This is a genomic window from Mucilaginibacter sp. 22184 (genome assembly GCF_052045695.1).
Classification (GTDB): Bacteria; Bacteroidota; Bacteroidia; order Sphingobacteriales; family Sphingobacteriaceae; genus Mucilaginibacter.
In genome coordinates, this window is sequence record NZ_JBQEPI010000001.1 from 228,626 (window position 1) to 243,958 (window position 15,333).

Genomic DNA, 15,333 nt, shown 5'->3' on the forward strand with positions numbered 1-15,333 from the left:
GTTAGTTTTTTAACTGTTTCAATAATTCTGGTAAAAGCTTCCCGGTGATTAAGGCTGCTTGCTTAATAGCTGTAGCGTCGGCCACGCTGGAGTTGGTCATGATGACTACTTTTAGGGAAGGGATCACAAACATAAACTGTCCGCCCCAGCCCAGGGCATAGACTATTTCTGTACCCTCGTAATCAGCATGGTACCAGCATAGGCCATACAGGGAGTTATCCAGTCCCCAGGGTGTTTTGTAGGTAACTTCGGGGTTGATGATGGAAGCTATCCATTTAGCCGGGACAATTTGACGGCTATGATATTTACCATTATTTAAAACCAGGTTACCCAATTTCAGCATATCAACCGAGCGCAGGCGGATGCTCAGCAGTCCGCAGCCATCGTAGTAACCGTCGTTCATTTTTTTCCAGTCGAAACGGGTGATACCCAATGGATCAAACAGGGATTTTCTGGCGAATGCGCGGGTATCCATCCCCGTGCTTTTAGTAAGGATGACCGATAGCAAATGCGTAGCCGCGTTATTGTAGCGGAATACTTTTCCTGGCTCGGATACCAGCGGTGCTTTGATCACATAGCCCGATGGATCGGGAATATTCAACAAGGCACCTACATTGATGCCTTCGTGATAAAAACCGGAGGCCTGATTCATAACCTGCCTAATGGTGATATCCTGTTTTCGTTTATCGGTATCGAATTTTAGCTCGGGGAAAAAGTCGGCCACCTTTTCATCTACCGATTTGATGTAACCCTTGTCAATAGCAATACCAATGAGCAAAGCGGTAACACTCTTGGTAAGCGACTGGTCATTAAATAAGGTAGTGCTATCCTGCCCGTTAAAATACTGCTGATGGATAATCTTATTGTTCTTGGAAATAACCAGGGAGTAAATGAGTGGATTGTTTTTGATGTATCCAACAGTATCAACATGTACCTGAGCAAAGCTTTGAACATAGCTGATAAAACACAGAACCAGGAAGAGCGCGATTCTTTTCATAGATTAAAGATAAGCAGTGATTCCCGAAAGTAACATCACGTTTTGACCAATGGGATCAGGGTTTTGACGACTGACGTTTGTATAGGTTTTACACTGGCTAAAGTCATTTAAATGTCCTGAATAAAAATCGCCCTTGTAATTTTCGTACTACTTAGTATGTTTGCATAAAACATACTAAGTAGTATCTTTTATGACTAAAGCAGAAAACACCCGATCAGGTATATTGCGAAGAGCATTTAGCCTGATATACCAAAAGGGCTATCAGGCTACCAGTATTGATGATATACTTGTTGATAGCCCGGTTACCAAGGGGGCTTTCTTTTACCATTTTAAAAATAAAGAAGAAATGGGCCTGGCTATGATTCAGGAGATCATGTACCCCGGGATGTACGACGTTTTGGTAACTCCGCTTAACAACTCGACCAATCCTGTTGAGGAGCTTTATTTAATGATGCATAATCTGCTTTTAAAATCACCTTTTTTTCAGGTCAAATATGGCTGCCCGGCGGTAAACCTGATTGAGGAAATGGCTCCCTTAAATGAGGCTTTTAAACAGGCCTTATCAAAGCTCATATTACAATGGCAAAAAGCAATTATAACCAATGTTAACAATGGCAAGAATACAGGTAGTATTAAACCAGATGTAAATGCCGAACAGGTAGCTTGTTTTATAACCGCGGGCTACGGCGGGGTACGCAACATAGGCAAGCTCTTAGGCACCGCGTGTTATCATTCCTATCTCCATGAACTAAAAAAATACTTAAATCAACTACAGTAAAAATTTTTATCTCAAAACATACCATTTAGTATGTTTTAGTTTATCTCCTTATGAATACACTCCTTTTTTTCCATTCCTTATTCCGTTGGCTTGTTTTGGGCAGTTTATTATACGCCATTTACAGATCGTACCGTGGATATTTTAAACACAGTCCGTTTACCAAAACAGATGATCTGGTAAGGCACTGGACAGCCACCATAGCCCACATTCAACTATTGTTAGGTATTGTTTTATATACCCAGAGCGATACGGTTAAAGCCTTATTCAGGGCACCGGGCAGTGGTGGCCGCATCACAGAACCGGTTTTCTTTGGCATCATTCATATCAGCTTAATGCTAACTGCCATTGTTGTGGTTACCATTGGCTCGGCAAAAGCTAAACGGGTTTTATTTGCCCATGAAAAGTTCAGGATAATGCTTATTAGTTTCAGCATAGCCCTGCTCCTTATTTTCATGGCTATTCCCTGGCCATTTTCACCGCTTGCCCTCCGTCCGTATTTAAGATCATTTTAATTATTCCGTATGAAAAACTTACTCCAATCAAACACCGGCCGCCTACGTATCATTGCTTTTATGGAAGGCATATCACTGCTCATCCTTATTTTTATAGCTGTGCCCTTAAAGTATTTTGGACATGATCCTTCCCTGGTGAAGGCTATGGGCCCTATACATGGCGCTTTATTTTTGCTTTTTGTATTTAACACCCTAAGTGTTGGCGTTGAGCAGCAATGGAAGTTTAAAACAACCACCTGGAAAGTGCTCATTGCCTGCATTATCCCCTTCGGAACATTTTATATCGACAGTAGGATTTTGAGGAAAATAGAAAAGTAAAAATCGGGCCGTGCTAATTCAATTACGCGTTTGTTCCTTTACCGATTGGCTGATTGCACCTATCACAACTACAATAAATAATAGCAAAATGTGTAATATGGTTATTAATATTAACATGAAGCCTTGCCCTCCGGCACCCATGCATGTCCACCCGATCAAGTTATAAACAACCATTACGATTACGTTTATTAAACAAAACCGCCAAAGCCATTTCCCCTTATGGGCAAATCTGGCCAAGAGCAAACAAATTATCAATATCGTGATAGCTATGAGCAGCATATTTAAAGTTAAGGTAAACAAAAAAGGCATGATCCTAAAACCATGCCCTTTTTGACTTTTGAATTTTAACTTTTGACTTAATAACGGTAGTACTCCGGTTTAAACGGACCTTCAACAGTTACACCAATGTACTCGGCCTGATCCTGATCAAGTACTTCCAGCTCCACTCCAATTTTAGCCAGGTGTAAGCGGGCAACTTTTTCGTCCAGGTGTTTTGGCAGGGTGTATACTTTGTTTTCGTAAGCGGCACCATTTGTCCAAAGCTCTAATTGAGCTAAGGTTTGGTTGGTGAACGAGTTACTCATTACAAAGCTTGGGTGGCCCGTTGCACAACCCAGGTTCACTAAACGCCCCTCGGCCAGGATGATCACATCTTTACCGTTGATGGTATATTTATCAACCTGTGGTTTAATTTCAATTTTGGTATTGCCGTAAGCGCTGTTTAACCAGGCCATATCGATCTCGTTGTCAAAGTGACCAATGTTACAAACAATAGCTTTATCTTTCAATGCACGAAAATGTTGCTCACGAACGATGTTCTTGTTACCGGTACAGGTAACCACAATATCAGCCTCGGCAATAGCGGTTGACAATTTTTTCACTTCAAAACCTTCCATAGCAGCCTGTAAAGCACAGATAGGGTCAATTTCGGTTACAATAACACGCACACCTGAATTGCGTAATGAATCGGCAGAGCCTTTACCTACGTCGCCATAACCGCAAACAACAGCTACTTTACCAGCCATCATCACATCAGTAGCACGGCGGATAGCGTCAACCAATGACTCGCGGCAGCCGTATTTGTTATCAAATTTTGATTTGGTAACCGAATCGTTCACGTTGATAGCAGGCATTGGCAAGGTGCCGTTTTTCATACGCTCATATAAACGGTGTACACCGGTAGTGGTTTCTTCTGAAAGACCTCTGATCTCAGCAATCAGCTCAGGATATTTATCCAGTACCATGTTGGTTAAATCGCCGCCATCATCCAATATCATGTTCAATGGTTTGCGGTCTTCGCCAAAATACAGGGTTTGCTCAATACACCAGTCAAACTCTTCGGCATTCATACCTTTCCAGGCATAAACAGAGATACCGGCAGCAGCGATAGCGGCAGCAGCATGATCCTGGGTGGAGAATATGTTACATGACGACCAGGTAACGTCGGCGCCAAGGGCAACTAAGGTTTCAATTAAAACAGCGGTTTGGATGGTCATGTGCAAACAGCCTGCAATACGCGCACCTTTTAAAGGTTGTGACGGGCCGTATTCTTTACGCAGAGCCATCAGGCCAGGCATTTCAGCTTCGGCCAGCTCAATTTCTTTGCGGCCCCAATCGGCCAGTGAAAGGTCTTTTACTTTGTATTTAACGAATGCAGTTTCTACTGATGACATAACATTTCGGGTTTTTATGAGGTACAAAAATAAACCATAAAAACATCAAAATGAAATGAAGCGCCTGGCCGGCTTAATTAGTTGCCATAGGATAATTTTACGTTATACCTGTGAGGTTGCACGTAATACGTTTTGGTTTAAGCATGATAACGTAAAACCTATTACGCTCCTAAAAGCTTTTTATCGCCTTGTTGCATGGTGAGCTTGCCGTTGTACACCCCTCCGGTTTCAACCAGCAGCGTTTGTGTAGTTATTTCGCCGGTAATTTTGCCGGTGGCTTTTATTTCGAGCGATTCCGTTTGAATATCGCCCTTAACAGTTCCGTAAACTACTATTTCTTTGGTATGGATGTTCCCGGTGATCAATCCTTTTTCGCCCAGTATCAGGCCCTCATCAATGGTTACATCGCCGTTTACTTGTCCATCGATACGAACAAAAGCCGGAGCTTTAAGGTTACCATCTAAAATGCCGCCATCACCAATCAGCGTGGAGATAGCCTGAAGATCAAGCGCAACTTTATCTTTTTTTCCGAAAATAGCCATTTGGTGTTGTATGAATTGGTGAGTAGCGAGTGGTGAATAGTGAGTAGTTAACAAAGCCATTCACTACTCTCTATTCACCACTTACCAATTTATTTATTGAGTGTTAAAAAGTTAACCGGATTGATAGGTTTGCCATTTTTACGTACCTCATAATGCAGGTGCGCACCGGTGGAATGACCGGTTGAACCCACGAGGCCTATTTCGTCCCCAACACTTACTTCCTGGCCTACTTTTACTTTGATCTTTGACAGGTGACCGTACACGGTCTCCAGGTTATTGATATGCGCTATGCGGATGCAATTGCCATAGCCACCGCTCCAACCTGCAAAAACCACTTTGCCGCTGGCTGTACATTTTACCTCATCACCTTTGTGGCCTTTAAAATCGATGCCCGGATGAAACTCGGCATGGCCATCATCAAAGGGATCATTACGGTAGCCAAAAAATGAAGTAAAGGAGCTGATACGCGGATATCCCATTGGTGTAAACGCTATGGTACCTACCAAACGGTTCAGATAATCGTTATATAAGGAATACACTTCCTTATCGCTTAATTTTTTTCCCTCGGCATCATTATCACCGCCAACACCATTGGTTGCAAAGCCTTTTAGGCCCCGGCGTTTTAAATAATTGTTAATAGTTTTTAACTTTCCCTCAATAGCCTGAATGTATGATTGGGCGCTGCCTTCTTTACCCTGAACAGATACCACCGGAACGGCTCCTTTCAATTTTACTATCTGTGCAAGTAACTGTTGCTTTTCTTGTTCCTGCCTGGAATTTTGCGCTCTTAAATAAATCACCAAACCTACCAACGCCAACACAACACCCAGTGTACTATATACATAGTGCCGTATTCTGTTTAAATGCTTGGTTTTTATTTGTACCGATTTAGTATGCTGCTGGTTCTTGCTAATGATAACAACTGTGCTAATTTCAGAAGGTTTTTTATTCATCCAATTCATTACTTAGGGGTGCGCAATATACTTATTACAATTTATAAATCAACCCCTGTTTTCAATAAAACAATAACTAATAAGCAATTAGCTGTTGAGGTTTTAGCGAGCTCCATCGTCAGCAAAGTGTTATTATTGTGTTTTTTACATACAAGCTGATAATCATTTATTATTTTTGTTTGAAGTAAATTTTAGTATTAACAAAAAACATTATGTATCCGGAATATTTAGTTGCCCCAATGCGGGAAGATTTGACAAGAGTTGGCTTTGAGGAGCTTAAGGATGCCGATGCTGTAAAGCATGCTATTGAAAGCGAAGGCACTGTATTTGTAATGGTAAATTCGGTTTGTGGTTGTGCAGCGGCTAACGCGCGCCCTGCAGCAAGAATAGCGGCAGCAAATGAAAAACACCCTGATAAATTGGTAACTGTTTTTGCAGGTATGGAAAAAGAAGCTGTTGATGCTGCCCGTAACTATATGTTGCCATATCCTCCATCATCACCAGCGATGGCTTTGTTTAAAGATGGCAAACTGGTACATATCATCGAGCGTCACCAAATTGAAGGCCGTCCGGCTCAAATGATCGCTGATAATCTGATTGGCGCGTTTGAAGAATATTGCTAATTAGGCCGAAGGCTTAAAGCAAAAAGCTGAAAGCCAGTTGGTCAATAAATAAAAAATCCGATATCGAGTGATATCGGATTTTTTTGTTGGGCATATTCCGCACCATATCCGAGACATTTAGTTATGTCCGTATTGTAGCTCAAAGGGAATCATTACAGGCTTTTTGGCATCCATGATAGCGGGCGTCATGTACCTCAGAAATAGCTTTCGGTCGCCCTGTTTGTGGATGTACTCAAACCTGAAGGGATAAAATCCTTTGGCTAATGGCAATATAAATGATTTTCGCTGCGTGTGTATACTATCACTTTGTATCAATAGCTTGTTGCCCAGATATAATTTTGAACCTGGGTCGGCATCCAGCAAGAAAAAGTAATAGCCATCCTCTTTTGTTTCCAGTTGTCCGCTAATAAGTAGGGCGAAATTATCTTGCCGGGGCAGTTTATTGATATCAAGTATTTTGGTGCTCCCGGTTTGTATTGGTGTTAGTTTTTTAAAATCGGGTAGGCTATCCCATTTCCCCTCATAATAAGCGTAATCAAAACCACCTGGCTTTAAATCTTTCTGCTGCGGAGCCAGGCGCAAAGTTTTCCCGATTATAAAATCGCCCGTGGTAACTTTATTATAACGGCTCCGGGAAGCAAAATACTTATTGGTGACCCTGACAGCGCCGGTCAGCGTAATCTCGGACCGCATTTTTGCCGACGAAATTGTTGGCTCGGTTCCATCAAGGGTATAATATACCTTGGTGGTATCATTAAAATACCGTATTTTAATTGGTTTGTCTTTTAAAACAATGCCATTCATGGGATGAAATTCAATATTCCTGTTAAAACCTGAATAGGTAAATTTTAGACCATCGTAAGTGCTTTTTAAGCGTACCGAACCATGTGTTTCATCAGAATAGGCAACACTCTTCCAAACCAGGCCTGCTGGAGCTAATTTTTTCAGGATAGCATCCATCGTATCTATTTTCATCTCCTTAACACCCTGGCCTTCGCGCCCGCTTATAAACAGGCTTGCATTTAAATCGGTCAGCGCAGGTAATTTATCGCCAGCGATTTTGGGGAGATAACTTTTATCCCACCAAAAACTGGGATCTACCGCGATATATGATTTAAAAACTCTTGGTTCATTTAACAACGCGTACATTACAAACAACCCCCCAAATGAATGCCCCCACAATGTGTTATCGCCATCAGAAGGATAGGTTTTTTCAACATAAGGAATCAGCTCATTCTTAATAAAGCTCAGGAATTTATCGGCCCCGCCAGATGTTTTCAAATCGTCTGTATGCGTTGGGGTAAGATCCTTATTACGATCGATACCCAAAACACTGACGATGATAGTTGGTGGCATATATCCATCCCCCTCTAAAAGGTGCTGAAGATCGATGATCAACCCTGTATTCCAGTTACCGCCATCAAGCACGTACAACGCATTATATTTATCGGTGCTCCCGGGTTTATAACCAGGCGGAGTGAACACCTGTATCAACCTTTTTTGCTTTAGTATATCTGAGTTTATGGAATCGAGCTTGCCGTGATAGTTTTTCGTGACAACGGTGTCTTGTGCCTTGGCTACGTTAAGCAAACCGACAATTAAGATTATCGACAGTAATAAAAAAAGGCGAAGCTTATTTTTCATTTTAGAGATCGTTACTCTGTTTTTAAACTTTTTACCGGATTGGCCATTGCAGCTTTAATGGCCTGGAAACTGACGGTAATTAGGGTAATGCTAATAGCCCCTACCCCAGCACATACAAATATCCACCAGGATATGGTAATACGGTACTGATAACCCAGCAACCAGCGCTGCATAAAGTAGTAAGTTAAAGGCGCAGCTATCAATATAGATATCACCACCAGTATCACAAACTCGGCAGAGAGCAGGCGCCACAGGTTAGCCACTGATGCACCCAATACCTTGCGTACCCCAATCTCTTTTGTACGCTGTTCGGCCACAAAGGATGCAAGCCCGAACAGGCCCAGGCATGAGATAAAAATTGCAAGCGTGGCAAATACAGAAGCCAGGTTGCCAATTCGTTCTTCGTCAGAAAATTTGCGGGCATACACATCGTCATTAAATTTATACTCAAATGGGCTGCCTGGGTTAAACTTTTTAAATACGGGTTCAATTTTAAGCAAAGCGTCATGTATAGGCATGGTGGGCTTTATACGCAGAGTTATCAGGTTGGCCCAATCTGGTTTCATCATAAAAACGGTAGCTACCGTTTTGTTGTAGGGTGATTCCATGACCATATCTTTAACAATACCGGTAATCACATGATCTTTACCATTCCAATACATTGTTTTGCCAATAGGGTTTTTGATACCGCTCATTTTTAATGCCGATTCATTAAGTATAAAGGCATCCGTATCTGTAGGGAAGCTTCGGAAAAAATCGCGCCCATTAACTACTTTCCAGCCAACAGTATGGCCAAAATCATAGGTAATGGCAATGCAACCAAATACCGGGTTAAAATCCGCTGGCTTTCCGGCCCAGTTAAAACCAAAGTTATTTGACCGTATTTGTGTGGTGGTGCTGTTTGATTCGGCCATGTCTTCAACGGCACCAGTTTGTATAAGGTCACGCCGCAGTGCCTCATAATGCCCGAATATATCTGGTGTATTCATTTCAACAGTGATCAACCCCTCACGCGAATAACCGACGGGGCGGTTTTTAGCATATTGTATCTGCCGCAAAACAATTATAGTACCTATAATTAAAATAATGGATACGGTAAACTGCACCACTACCAGCACCTTGCGCGGAATTGAAGCTAAACGCCCAACTTTGAAAGTTCCCTTTAATACTTTTACCGGATTAAATGCTGATAAATAAAATGCCGGGTAGCTCCCCGAAACTAGGCCGGTAAAAACCGCAAAGCTTAAAGTAAACAACCAAAATAATGGGTTACCCCACGGGATATCTACTTCCTTATCAGCCAAATGGTTAAAGTAAGGGATAGCCCATAAAGTTAAAACAATGGTTAACAGCAAGGCCAGAAACACCACAAGTAATGATTCGCTCAGGAACTGCCCGATCAACTGGCCGCGAACGGAACCAATAGCTTTGCGGATACCAACCTCTTTGGCCCGCTTCTCGCTCCTGGCGGTACTTAAATTCATGAAATTGATGCAGGCCAGTAACAATACAAACAAGCCAATAACGCCAAATAGCCAAACAAACTGAATGCGCCCGCCAACAGCTGTCCCATTCTGAAAATCGCTGTATAAATGCCATTTGCTCATGGGATGCACCTGCATGGTTTCGTTATTGAGTTTAAAGTACGGCCTGGTAATGTTTCGTATTTTGGCCGATACTGCTTTAAAATCGGCATGATCATTCATCAGCACAAAAAGATGGCAATCATGATTATCCCATGCTGTTTTTTGGGTTGCCCACCAGTTTGCAGGATTATTCCAGGGCAGCATGAACTTAGTGGCATAAAAGGTAGTGTTGTGCGGCAGGTCCTGGTAAATGCCCGTTACCTTCATATCGGTTTTATTATCAATGCGCACTACTTTATTGATAGGATCGGTATCGCCAAACAAAGCTTTAGCAACCGACTGTGCCATCACCATAGACGAAGGATCATTAAAATTGCTATAGCTGCCCTTCACCATGTTTAGTGAAAGTATAGCAGGCATACCCGGCTCTGTCCACATACCATTTTGTGATATCTTTTTATCGCCAACGGCCAATATATGCGTGCCCTCCGAGGTTAAGGCCACCAGTTTAAAATCACCCGCATATTTTGTGCGGAGCTCATTACTTAAGGGCACAACGGTTGAAGGAAATGTACCAGTTTCGCCATTTGCCGTTTGGGTTGTCATCAATTGCCCAATGTGATCATAGTGCCGATGATATTTATTAAAAGAAAGTTCGTCGCCTATCCAAAGACCAATAAGCATAGCTATGGTCATGCCAACAGACAAACCGATCACGTTGATTGCGGAGTGTCCCTTGTTTTTGATAAGGTTTCTCCAGGCGATTTTTAAATAGTTCCTGATCATGATATTTAAAATCTAAATGATAAAACCTAAACTCTAAATCGGAAAACGGCGAAGCCCTCTATGGCGTTAATCCAAAATCAAACTTACTCACTTCGTAAACTCTTTATCGGGTTGATCAATGCCGCCTTAACCGACTGGAAACTTACCGTAATCAGGGCAATGAAAACGATGATAACTCCCGACAGTGCAAACATCCACCATTGTACCGGTGTACGATAGGCAAAACCCTGCAGCCATTTACCTGTAGCATACCACGCAATGGGCGATGCAATAAGCAGGGCGATAACTACCAATATCAAAAACTCTGATGACAGTAAAGTAAATAATGAGCTTATACTGGCACCCAGCACTTTACGGATACCTATCTCCTTAACCCGCTGCTCAGCTGTAAACATGGCCAGGCCAAGCAAACCTAAACAAGAAATAAATACGGCGAGAAAAGCAAACCCATTGGATAGTTTGCCAACTATCTGTTCATTTTGGTATAGCTTCTGATATTCCTGATCCGAAAAATTATAGGTAAACGGGAATGCCGGGTTTAGCTGGTGGCACAGATGTTCCATACTGGCCAGCGCCGCACGGGTTTTACCGGGCTCGGTTCTTACCAGTATACTCCCATACGTTTCGTGTTCTCTTAATCTTAATATCAGTGGTCGTATTTCATCATGCATCGAGTTGAAGTGGAAATCTTTTATCAAACCCACTATCTTTCCCCGTTTTCCCCAAAAGGTGAGGGGCTGCCCGATGGGATCTTTATAACCTATTCTTTTCAAGGCGGCCTCGTTCAGTATATAACCCACCGAATCTGTTGGATATTCCTTTGAAAAATCGCGGCCCGAAAGCACCTGCAGTTTCATGGTTTTCACAAAATCATATCCTACAGAAGCCTGCGTAAACTGAATATTAACCGTGGTATCTTTCCCTATCCAATTTACTCCACCTGTACCATTTTGGATGTTAGTGGGTTCGGTGCTGATACGGGTTACCGACTGTATGCCGGGCATCCGTAAAGCCTCTTCCTTAAATAAGTTGTATTTAGGTAGCAGATCTCCTTCAAGTGGTACGTAGATCATGTTTTCGCGATCGTAGCCCAGGTTTTTTGATTGGATATAGTTCATCTGGCGCGAAATAACTATAGTTCCGGTGATGAGTATAACCGACAATACAAACTGAAATACAACCAGCCCTTTGCGAAAAAGCGTAGTGCCTGCATCCAGTTTCAATGTGCCCTTTAAAACTTTTACGGGGTTAAATGAGGATAAAAACAAAGCCGGATAGCTGCCAGATACCAAACCGGTTACCAAAGTGATGAAACCTAATTTAATCCAGAATGAAGCCTGGTTAAAGGGCAGTTCTATTTGTTTTTGCGTTACCTGGTTAAATACAGGAAGCAATACAACAAGCAGTAGCAAAGCTATACCCACCGAAAGGGTAGTGATCAGCAACGACTCGCTGATAAATTGCCGTATTAAAACCCAGCGTTCAGCGCCAACCACTTTGCGTACACCAATTTCTTTAGCCCGCTTAACCGAACGGGCTGTAGTTAGGTTCATAAAATTGATGCAGGCTATCAACAAAATAAATATGGCCACGATACTAAAAATACGCACGTATTCAATACGGCCACCTACAAATTTATCACCCTCAAAAGTGCCATGCAGGTATCCTTCATCGTAACGCTGAATACCCAGGTCGATAATAAAGGTTGATGTTTTACGATTGGTTCCGTTATAGGGATCTAAGAAATGGGCTATCTTTTTTTCGAATGCCAAAGGGTCAACATTGGGTTTTAACATAATGAAGGTAGCGGGCCCCTGGTTACCCCATTCCCGGGCCCAGCCGTTTTCATCCAAAAAGGCGTACCAGTTAATCAGATAATCAAATTTTTGCGACGAGTTTGTGGGCATATCCTCAAATACCGCGGTTACTGAGAAGTTTTTGCTGTTTTCATAACGGATAGTTTTACCTATCGCCTCCTGGGGGCTTCCAAAAAACGCGACAGCCATTTTACGCGAGATAGCTAAACTCACCGGGGTATTTAATGCGCTTTTGGCGCTCCCCTGCAAAAGTTTATAGCTGAATACGGAAAAATAATCGGCGCTGGCGGCCGATCCGCTTTGCTTCAGGATCTTATCACCTACCTGGAAGGTATTTGTTTGATCGAAGCCGGCACTGGTTGCGTACTCCACTTCGGGCAAAACCTTTTTCATCTGTTCGGCGGTTGGCCCAGGGTTATTATATGAACCATGCATTTTATGGTCATAGTTCTGGTGCTCATATACCGAATACAAACGGGAGCTGTTTTTAAGAAAACCATCTATGCTCAATTCATTTTGTACCCACAATAAAATAAGCAGGCTGCATACCAAACCCACCGACAAACCGGCCACATTAATAAACGTGTGCACCTTGTTTCTGGCAATATTTCTCCAGGCAATTTTTAAATAGCTTTTGATCATGATTCTTTAAAATTCTAAAACCTAAATACTTAAATTTTAAACCCTAATTTCTAAATTCGAATTCAAACATCCGAACTCCAATATCTCCTTACTCGCTCCGTAAACTCTTTATTGGATTAACAAGGGCCGCTTTTACAGCCTGGAAACTAACCGTTAACATAGCTACAATAACAATAATACCACCAGCCATGCCAAACATCCACCATTGCATTGGTGTACGATAAGCGAATGCCTGCAGCCATTTACTCATACCATACCACGAAACCGGTAAAGCCACCAATAAAGCAATAACAACCAGCACCAAAAACTCCATGGACAATAAAGTAAGCAGCGAACCTACGCTGGCGCCCAGCACTTTGCGGATACCGATCTCTTTTAACCGTTGCTCTGCCGTAAACATGGCCAAACCTAACAGCCCCAAACATGATATAAATATGGCCAGGAATGCAAACGCGTTTGACAGTTGGGTTACGATCTGTTCATTCTGATACAATTTCTGATACTCCTGATCTGAGAAATTATAGGTAAACGGAAATGCCGGATTAATTTGCTTAGTCAGGGTTTCCAACCCAGCCAGCGCCTCGCGGGTTTTACCGGGTTGTGTTTTTACCAGTACGCTACCATATTTTTCATCCTCCTTAAGCCGTATTACTAATGGTTTGATCTGATCATGCATAGAAGCAAAATGAAAATCCTTGATCACGCCAACAATCGTCCCTTTTTTATCCCAGAAAGTGAGCGGCTTGCCAATAGGATCGGTGTATTTTATCCTCTTTAAGGCCGCCTCATTGATCAGGTATCCAACCGAATCAGTCGGGAAAGCTTTTGAAAAGTCCCGCCCGGCCAGCATCCTCAGTTTCATGGTTTTCGCAAAATCATACCCAACAGAAACCTGTGTAAACTGAATAATTACATTTGGATCTTTACCAATCCAGCTAACATCACCTGTCCAGTTTTGAATATTGGTGGGGTTATTGGTGATACGGGTAACCGATTGTATGCCAGGCAAGCCGGAGGCTTCATCCTTAAAGGTGCTATATTTGGTTATAAGCTCCCCATTCATCGGGATGTAGATCAGGTTCTCGCGGTCGTACCCCAGGTTTTTTGACTGAATGTAAGCCATCTGCCGCGAAACAATAATGGTGGCGGTTATCAGAATTACCGACAGCGCAAATTGAAATATAACCAGCCCTTTGCGAAACAATGTGGAACTCGTGTCCAATTTTAAAGCCCCCTTTAACACCTTAACCGGATTAAACGACGACAGGAACAAAGCCGGATAACTTCCCGATACCAATCCCGTAATTAAGGTAATACCGGCCAGTTTGAGCCAGAACAAAGGTTGATCGAATGGTAATTCTATTTCTTTATGGGTAATCTGGTTAAATACCGGTAACAGCAGTGTTAACAACACTAACGCAACAATTACCGCCAGCGAAGTAACCAGTAATGACTCGCCGATGAATTGTTTGATTAAAACTGAACGTACCGCACCCACCACTTTCCGCACGCCAATTTCGCGGGCGCGCTTAACCGACCGGGCTGTAGTAAGGTTCATGAAATTGATACAGGCTATCAGTAAAATAAAAATAGCTACAATAGTAAACAAACGAACATATTCCATACGCCCACCCTGCGGTTTCCCATGTTCAAAATTGCCCTGCAGGTAGCCGTCGCCAAACCTTTGCAACCCTAATTCTTCGGTAAAGGTTCCTTTCTTCTGGCTTTTGTTTAAGTTATCTAAAAAGTGAGTTATCTTTTTTTCAACCAGTCCCGCATCCGCATCGGGACGTAACATAATAACTGTTGCAGGCCCGTTATTACCCCAGCTTTTTACCCATTGATTCTCCTCTACATAATTGTACCAGTTCATGAGGTAATCATATTTTTGAGAAGAGGTATTGGGCAGATCTTCGTATACACCGGTGATGGTAAAATTCTTCCGGTTATCATAGCGGATAGTTTTACCGATAGCGGCCTCCGGACTGCCAAAAAATGCCCTGGCCATTTTACGGGATATAGACAGACTTACGGGCGAATTTAAAGCTGTTTGTGCATTCCCCTGCAGTAGTGGGATACTAAACATTTTAAAATAATCGGCACTGGCATCGCTGCCATTCATTTTTAATACTTTATCACCAACCTGGAAAGTATTTTCTTCCCCGTTAATGATTCCGGTGCTGGCTTCAATTTCGGGTATTTGTTTTTTCAGTTCTTCTGGCAGCAGCCCCGGTGTGCTGTACTGCCCCTCTATCTTATTATCAACATATTGCGTTTCATAAACCGAATATAAGCGCTTGCCATTGGTATGATACTGATCCATACTCAGCTCATTTTGTACCCATAATAAAATGAGCAGACTACAAGCCAGCCCTACCGATAAGCCCGCTATATTAATAAAGCTATGCGCCTTATTTTTGATCAGATTACGCCACGCGATTTTTAAATAGTTCTTTAACATG

12 protein-coding genes are annotated in these 15,333 nt (G+C 42.4%); 4 read left to right on the forward strand and 8 right to left on the reverse strand.

The features are described from left to right. Position 1: 1 nt before the first annotated feature. Positions 2 to 997 carry a serine hydrolase domain-containing protein gene (locus ACTJKG_RS00935; RefSeq protein ID WP_172336122.1) on the reverse strand — a complete coding sequence of 332 codons (996 nt, stop codon included), beginning with the start codon at positions 995 to 997 and terminating at the stop codon, positions 2 to 4. A gap of 190 nt (positions 998 to 1,187) precedes the next feature. Between ACTJKG_RS00935 and ACTJKG_RS00940 the strand changes: the two genes are divergently transcribed. The 3 genes from ACTJKG_RS00940 to ACTJKG_RS00950 are packed head-to-tail and all read left to right on the forward strand — an operon-like array spanning position 1,188 to position 2,605. Next, a complete protein-coding gene (locus ACTJKG_RS00940) occupies positions 1,188 to 1,775 on the forward strand; it encodes a TetR/AcrR family transcriptional regulator (RefSeq protein WP_172336121.1) in 588 nt (195 codons plus the stop codon). A 50-nt stretch (positions 1,776 to 1,825) separates the two neighbouring features. Next, positions 1,826 to 2,287, forward strand: coding sequence for a hypothetical protein (locus ACTJKG_RS00945; RefSeq protein WP_172336120.1), 462 nt, complete (start codon positions 1,826 to 1,828; stop codon positions 2,285 to 2,287). Positions 2,288 to 2,296: 9 nt separating this feature from the next. Continuing rightward, positions 2,297 to 2,605 (forward strand): DUF3817 domain-containing protein, encoded by a 309-nt coding sequence (locus ACTJKG_RS00950; protein WP_172336119.1) that lies wholly within the window; start codon positions 2,297 to 2,299, stop codon positions 2,603 to 2,605. A gap of 356 nt (positions 2,606 to 2,961) precedes the next feature. On the opposite strand, the gene ahcY is transcribed toward ACTJKG_RS00950, so the two are convergent. The 3 genes from ahcY to ACTJKG_RS00965 all read right to left on the reverse strand — a co-directional run bounded on the left by ahcY (position 2,962) and on the right by ACTJKG_RS00965 (position 5,773). After that, the gene (ahcY, locus tag ACTJKG_RS00955; protein WP_172336118.1) at positions 2,962 to 4,278 is read right to left on the reverse strand and encodes an adenosylhomocysteinase; all 1,317 of its coding nucleotides are present in this window, start codon (positions 4,276 to 4,278) and stop codon (positions 2,962 to 2,964) included. 161 nt (positions 4,279 to 4,439) lie between these two features. Then, the gene (locus ACTJKG_RS00960; protein WP_172336117.1) at positions 4,440 to 4,820 is read right to left on the reverse strand and encodes a bactofilin family protein; all 381 of its coding nucleotides are present in this window, start codon (positions 4,818 to 4,820) and stop codon (positions 4,440 to 4,442) included. An 89-nt stretch (positions 4,821 to 4,909) separates the two neighbouring features. Then, on the reverse strand, positions 4,910 to 5,773 hold the full coding sequence (locus ACTJKG_RS00965) for a peptidoglycan DD-metalloendopeptidase family protein (protein WP_440738100.1): 864 nt from the start codon (positions 5,771 to 5,773) through the stop codon (positions 4,910 to 4,912). A 212-nt stretch (positions 5,774 to 5,985) separates the two neighbouring features. Here ACTJKG_RS00965 and ACTJKG_RS00970 point away from each other — a divergent pair, with 212 nt between their 5' ends. Then, the gene (locus ACTJKG_RS00970) at positions 5,986 to 6,396 is read left to right on the forward strand and encodes a BrxA/BrxB family bacilliredoxin (protein ID WP_166092758.1); all 411 of its coding nucleotides are present in this window, start codon (positions 5,986 to 5,988) and stop codon (positions 6,394 to 6,396) included. Positions 6,397 to 6,513: 117 nt separating this feature from the next. Here ACTJKG_RS00970 and ACTJKG_RS00975 read toward each other — a convergent pair whose 3' ends face one another. The 4 genes from ACTJKG_RS00975 to ACTJKG_RS00990 all read right to left on the reverse strand — a co-directional run bounded on the left by ACTJKG_RS00975 (position 6,514) and on the right by ACTJKG_RS00990 (position 15,332). Continuing rightward, entirely contained in the window at positions 6,514 to 8,040 is a 1,527-nt protein-coding gene (locus tag ACTJKG_RS00975; protein ID WP_440738101.1) for an alpha/beta hydrolase-fold protein, read from the reverse strand. A gap of 11 nt (positions 8,041 to 8,051) precedes the next feature. Beyond that, positions 8,052 to 10,412 (reverse strand): ABC transporter permease, encoded by a 2,361-nt coding sequence (locus tag ACTJKG_RS00980; RefSeq protein ID WP_440738102.1) that lies wholly within the window; start codon positions 10,410 to 10,412, stop codon positions 8,052 to 8,054. An 83-nt stretch (positions 10,413 to 10,495) separates the two neighbouring features. Next, positions 10,496 to 12,871: an ABC transporter permease gene (locus ACTJKG_RS00985; protein ID WP_440738103.1), complete on the reverse strand. Its 2,376-nt coding sequence runs from the start codon at positions 12,869 to 12,871 to the stop codon at positions 10,496 to 10,498. An 88-nt stretch (positions 12,872 to 12,959) separates the two neighbouring features. Next, positions 12,960 to 15,332: an ABC transporter permease gene (locus ACTJKG_RS00990; RefSeq protein ID WP_172336112.1), complete on the reverse strand. Its 2,373-nt coding sequence runs from the start codon at positions 15,330 to 15,332 to the stop codon at positions 12,960 to 12,962. Between the last annotated feature and the right edge of the window lies 1 nt (position 15,333).

Excerpts from the sequence above, each read along its gene's own strand:
- ACTJKG_RS00980 (WP_440738102.1), bottom strand. The coding sequence starts at position 10,412 with ATGATCAGGAACTATTTAAAAATCGCCTGGAGAAACCTTATCAAAAAC.
- ACTJKG_RS00935 (WP_172336122.1), bottom strand. The coding sequence starts at position 997 with ATGAAAAGAATCGCGCTCTTCCTGGTTCTGTGTTTTATCAGCTATGTT.
- ACTJKG_RS00960 (WP_172336117.1), bottom strand. The coding sequence starts at position 4,820 with ATGGCTATTTTCGGAAAAAAAGATAAAGTTGCGCTTGATCTTCAGGCT.
- ACTJKG_RS00945 (WP_172336120.1), top strand. The coding sequence starts at position 1,826 with ATGAATACACTCCTTTTTTTCCATTCCTTATTCCGTTGGCTTGTTTTG.
- ACTJKG_RS00965 (WP_440738100.1), bottom strand. The coding sequence starts at position 5,773 with ATGAATAAAAAACCTTCTGAAATTAGCACAGTTGTTATCATTAGCAAG.
- ACTJKG_RS00940 (WP_172336121.1), top strand. The coding sequence starts at position 1,188 with ATGACTAAAGCAGAAAACACCCGATCAGGTATATTGCGAAGAGCATTT.
- ACTJKG_RS00990 (WP_172336112.1), bottom strand. The coding sequence starts at position 15,332 with ATGTTAAAGAACTATTTAAAAATCGCGTGGCGTAATCTGATCAAAAAT.
- ACTJKG_RS00985 (WP_440738103.1), bottom strand. The coding sequence starts at position 12,871 with ATGATCAAAAGCTATTTAAAAATTGCCTGGAGAAATATTGCCAGAAAC.
- ACTJKG_RS00970 (WP_166092758.1), top strand. The coding sequence starts at position 5,986 with ATGTATCCGGAATATTTAGTTGCCCCAATGCGGGAAGATTTGACAAGA.
- ACTJKG_RS00975 (WP_440738101.1), bottom strand. The coding sequence starts at position 8,040 with ATGAAAAATAAGCTTCGCCTTTTTTTATTACTGTCGATAATCTTAATT.
- ahcY (WP_172336118.1), bottom strand. The coding sequence starts at position 4,278 with ATGTCATCAGTAGAAACTGCATTCGTTAAATACAAAGTAAAAGACCTT.
- ACTJKG_RS00950 (WP_172336119.1), top strand. The coding sequence starts at position 2,297 with ATGAAAAACTTACTCCAATCAAACACCGGCCGCCTACGTATCATTGCT.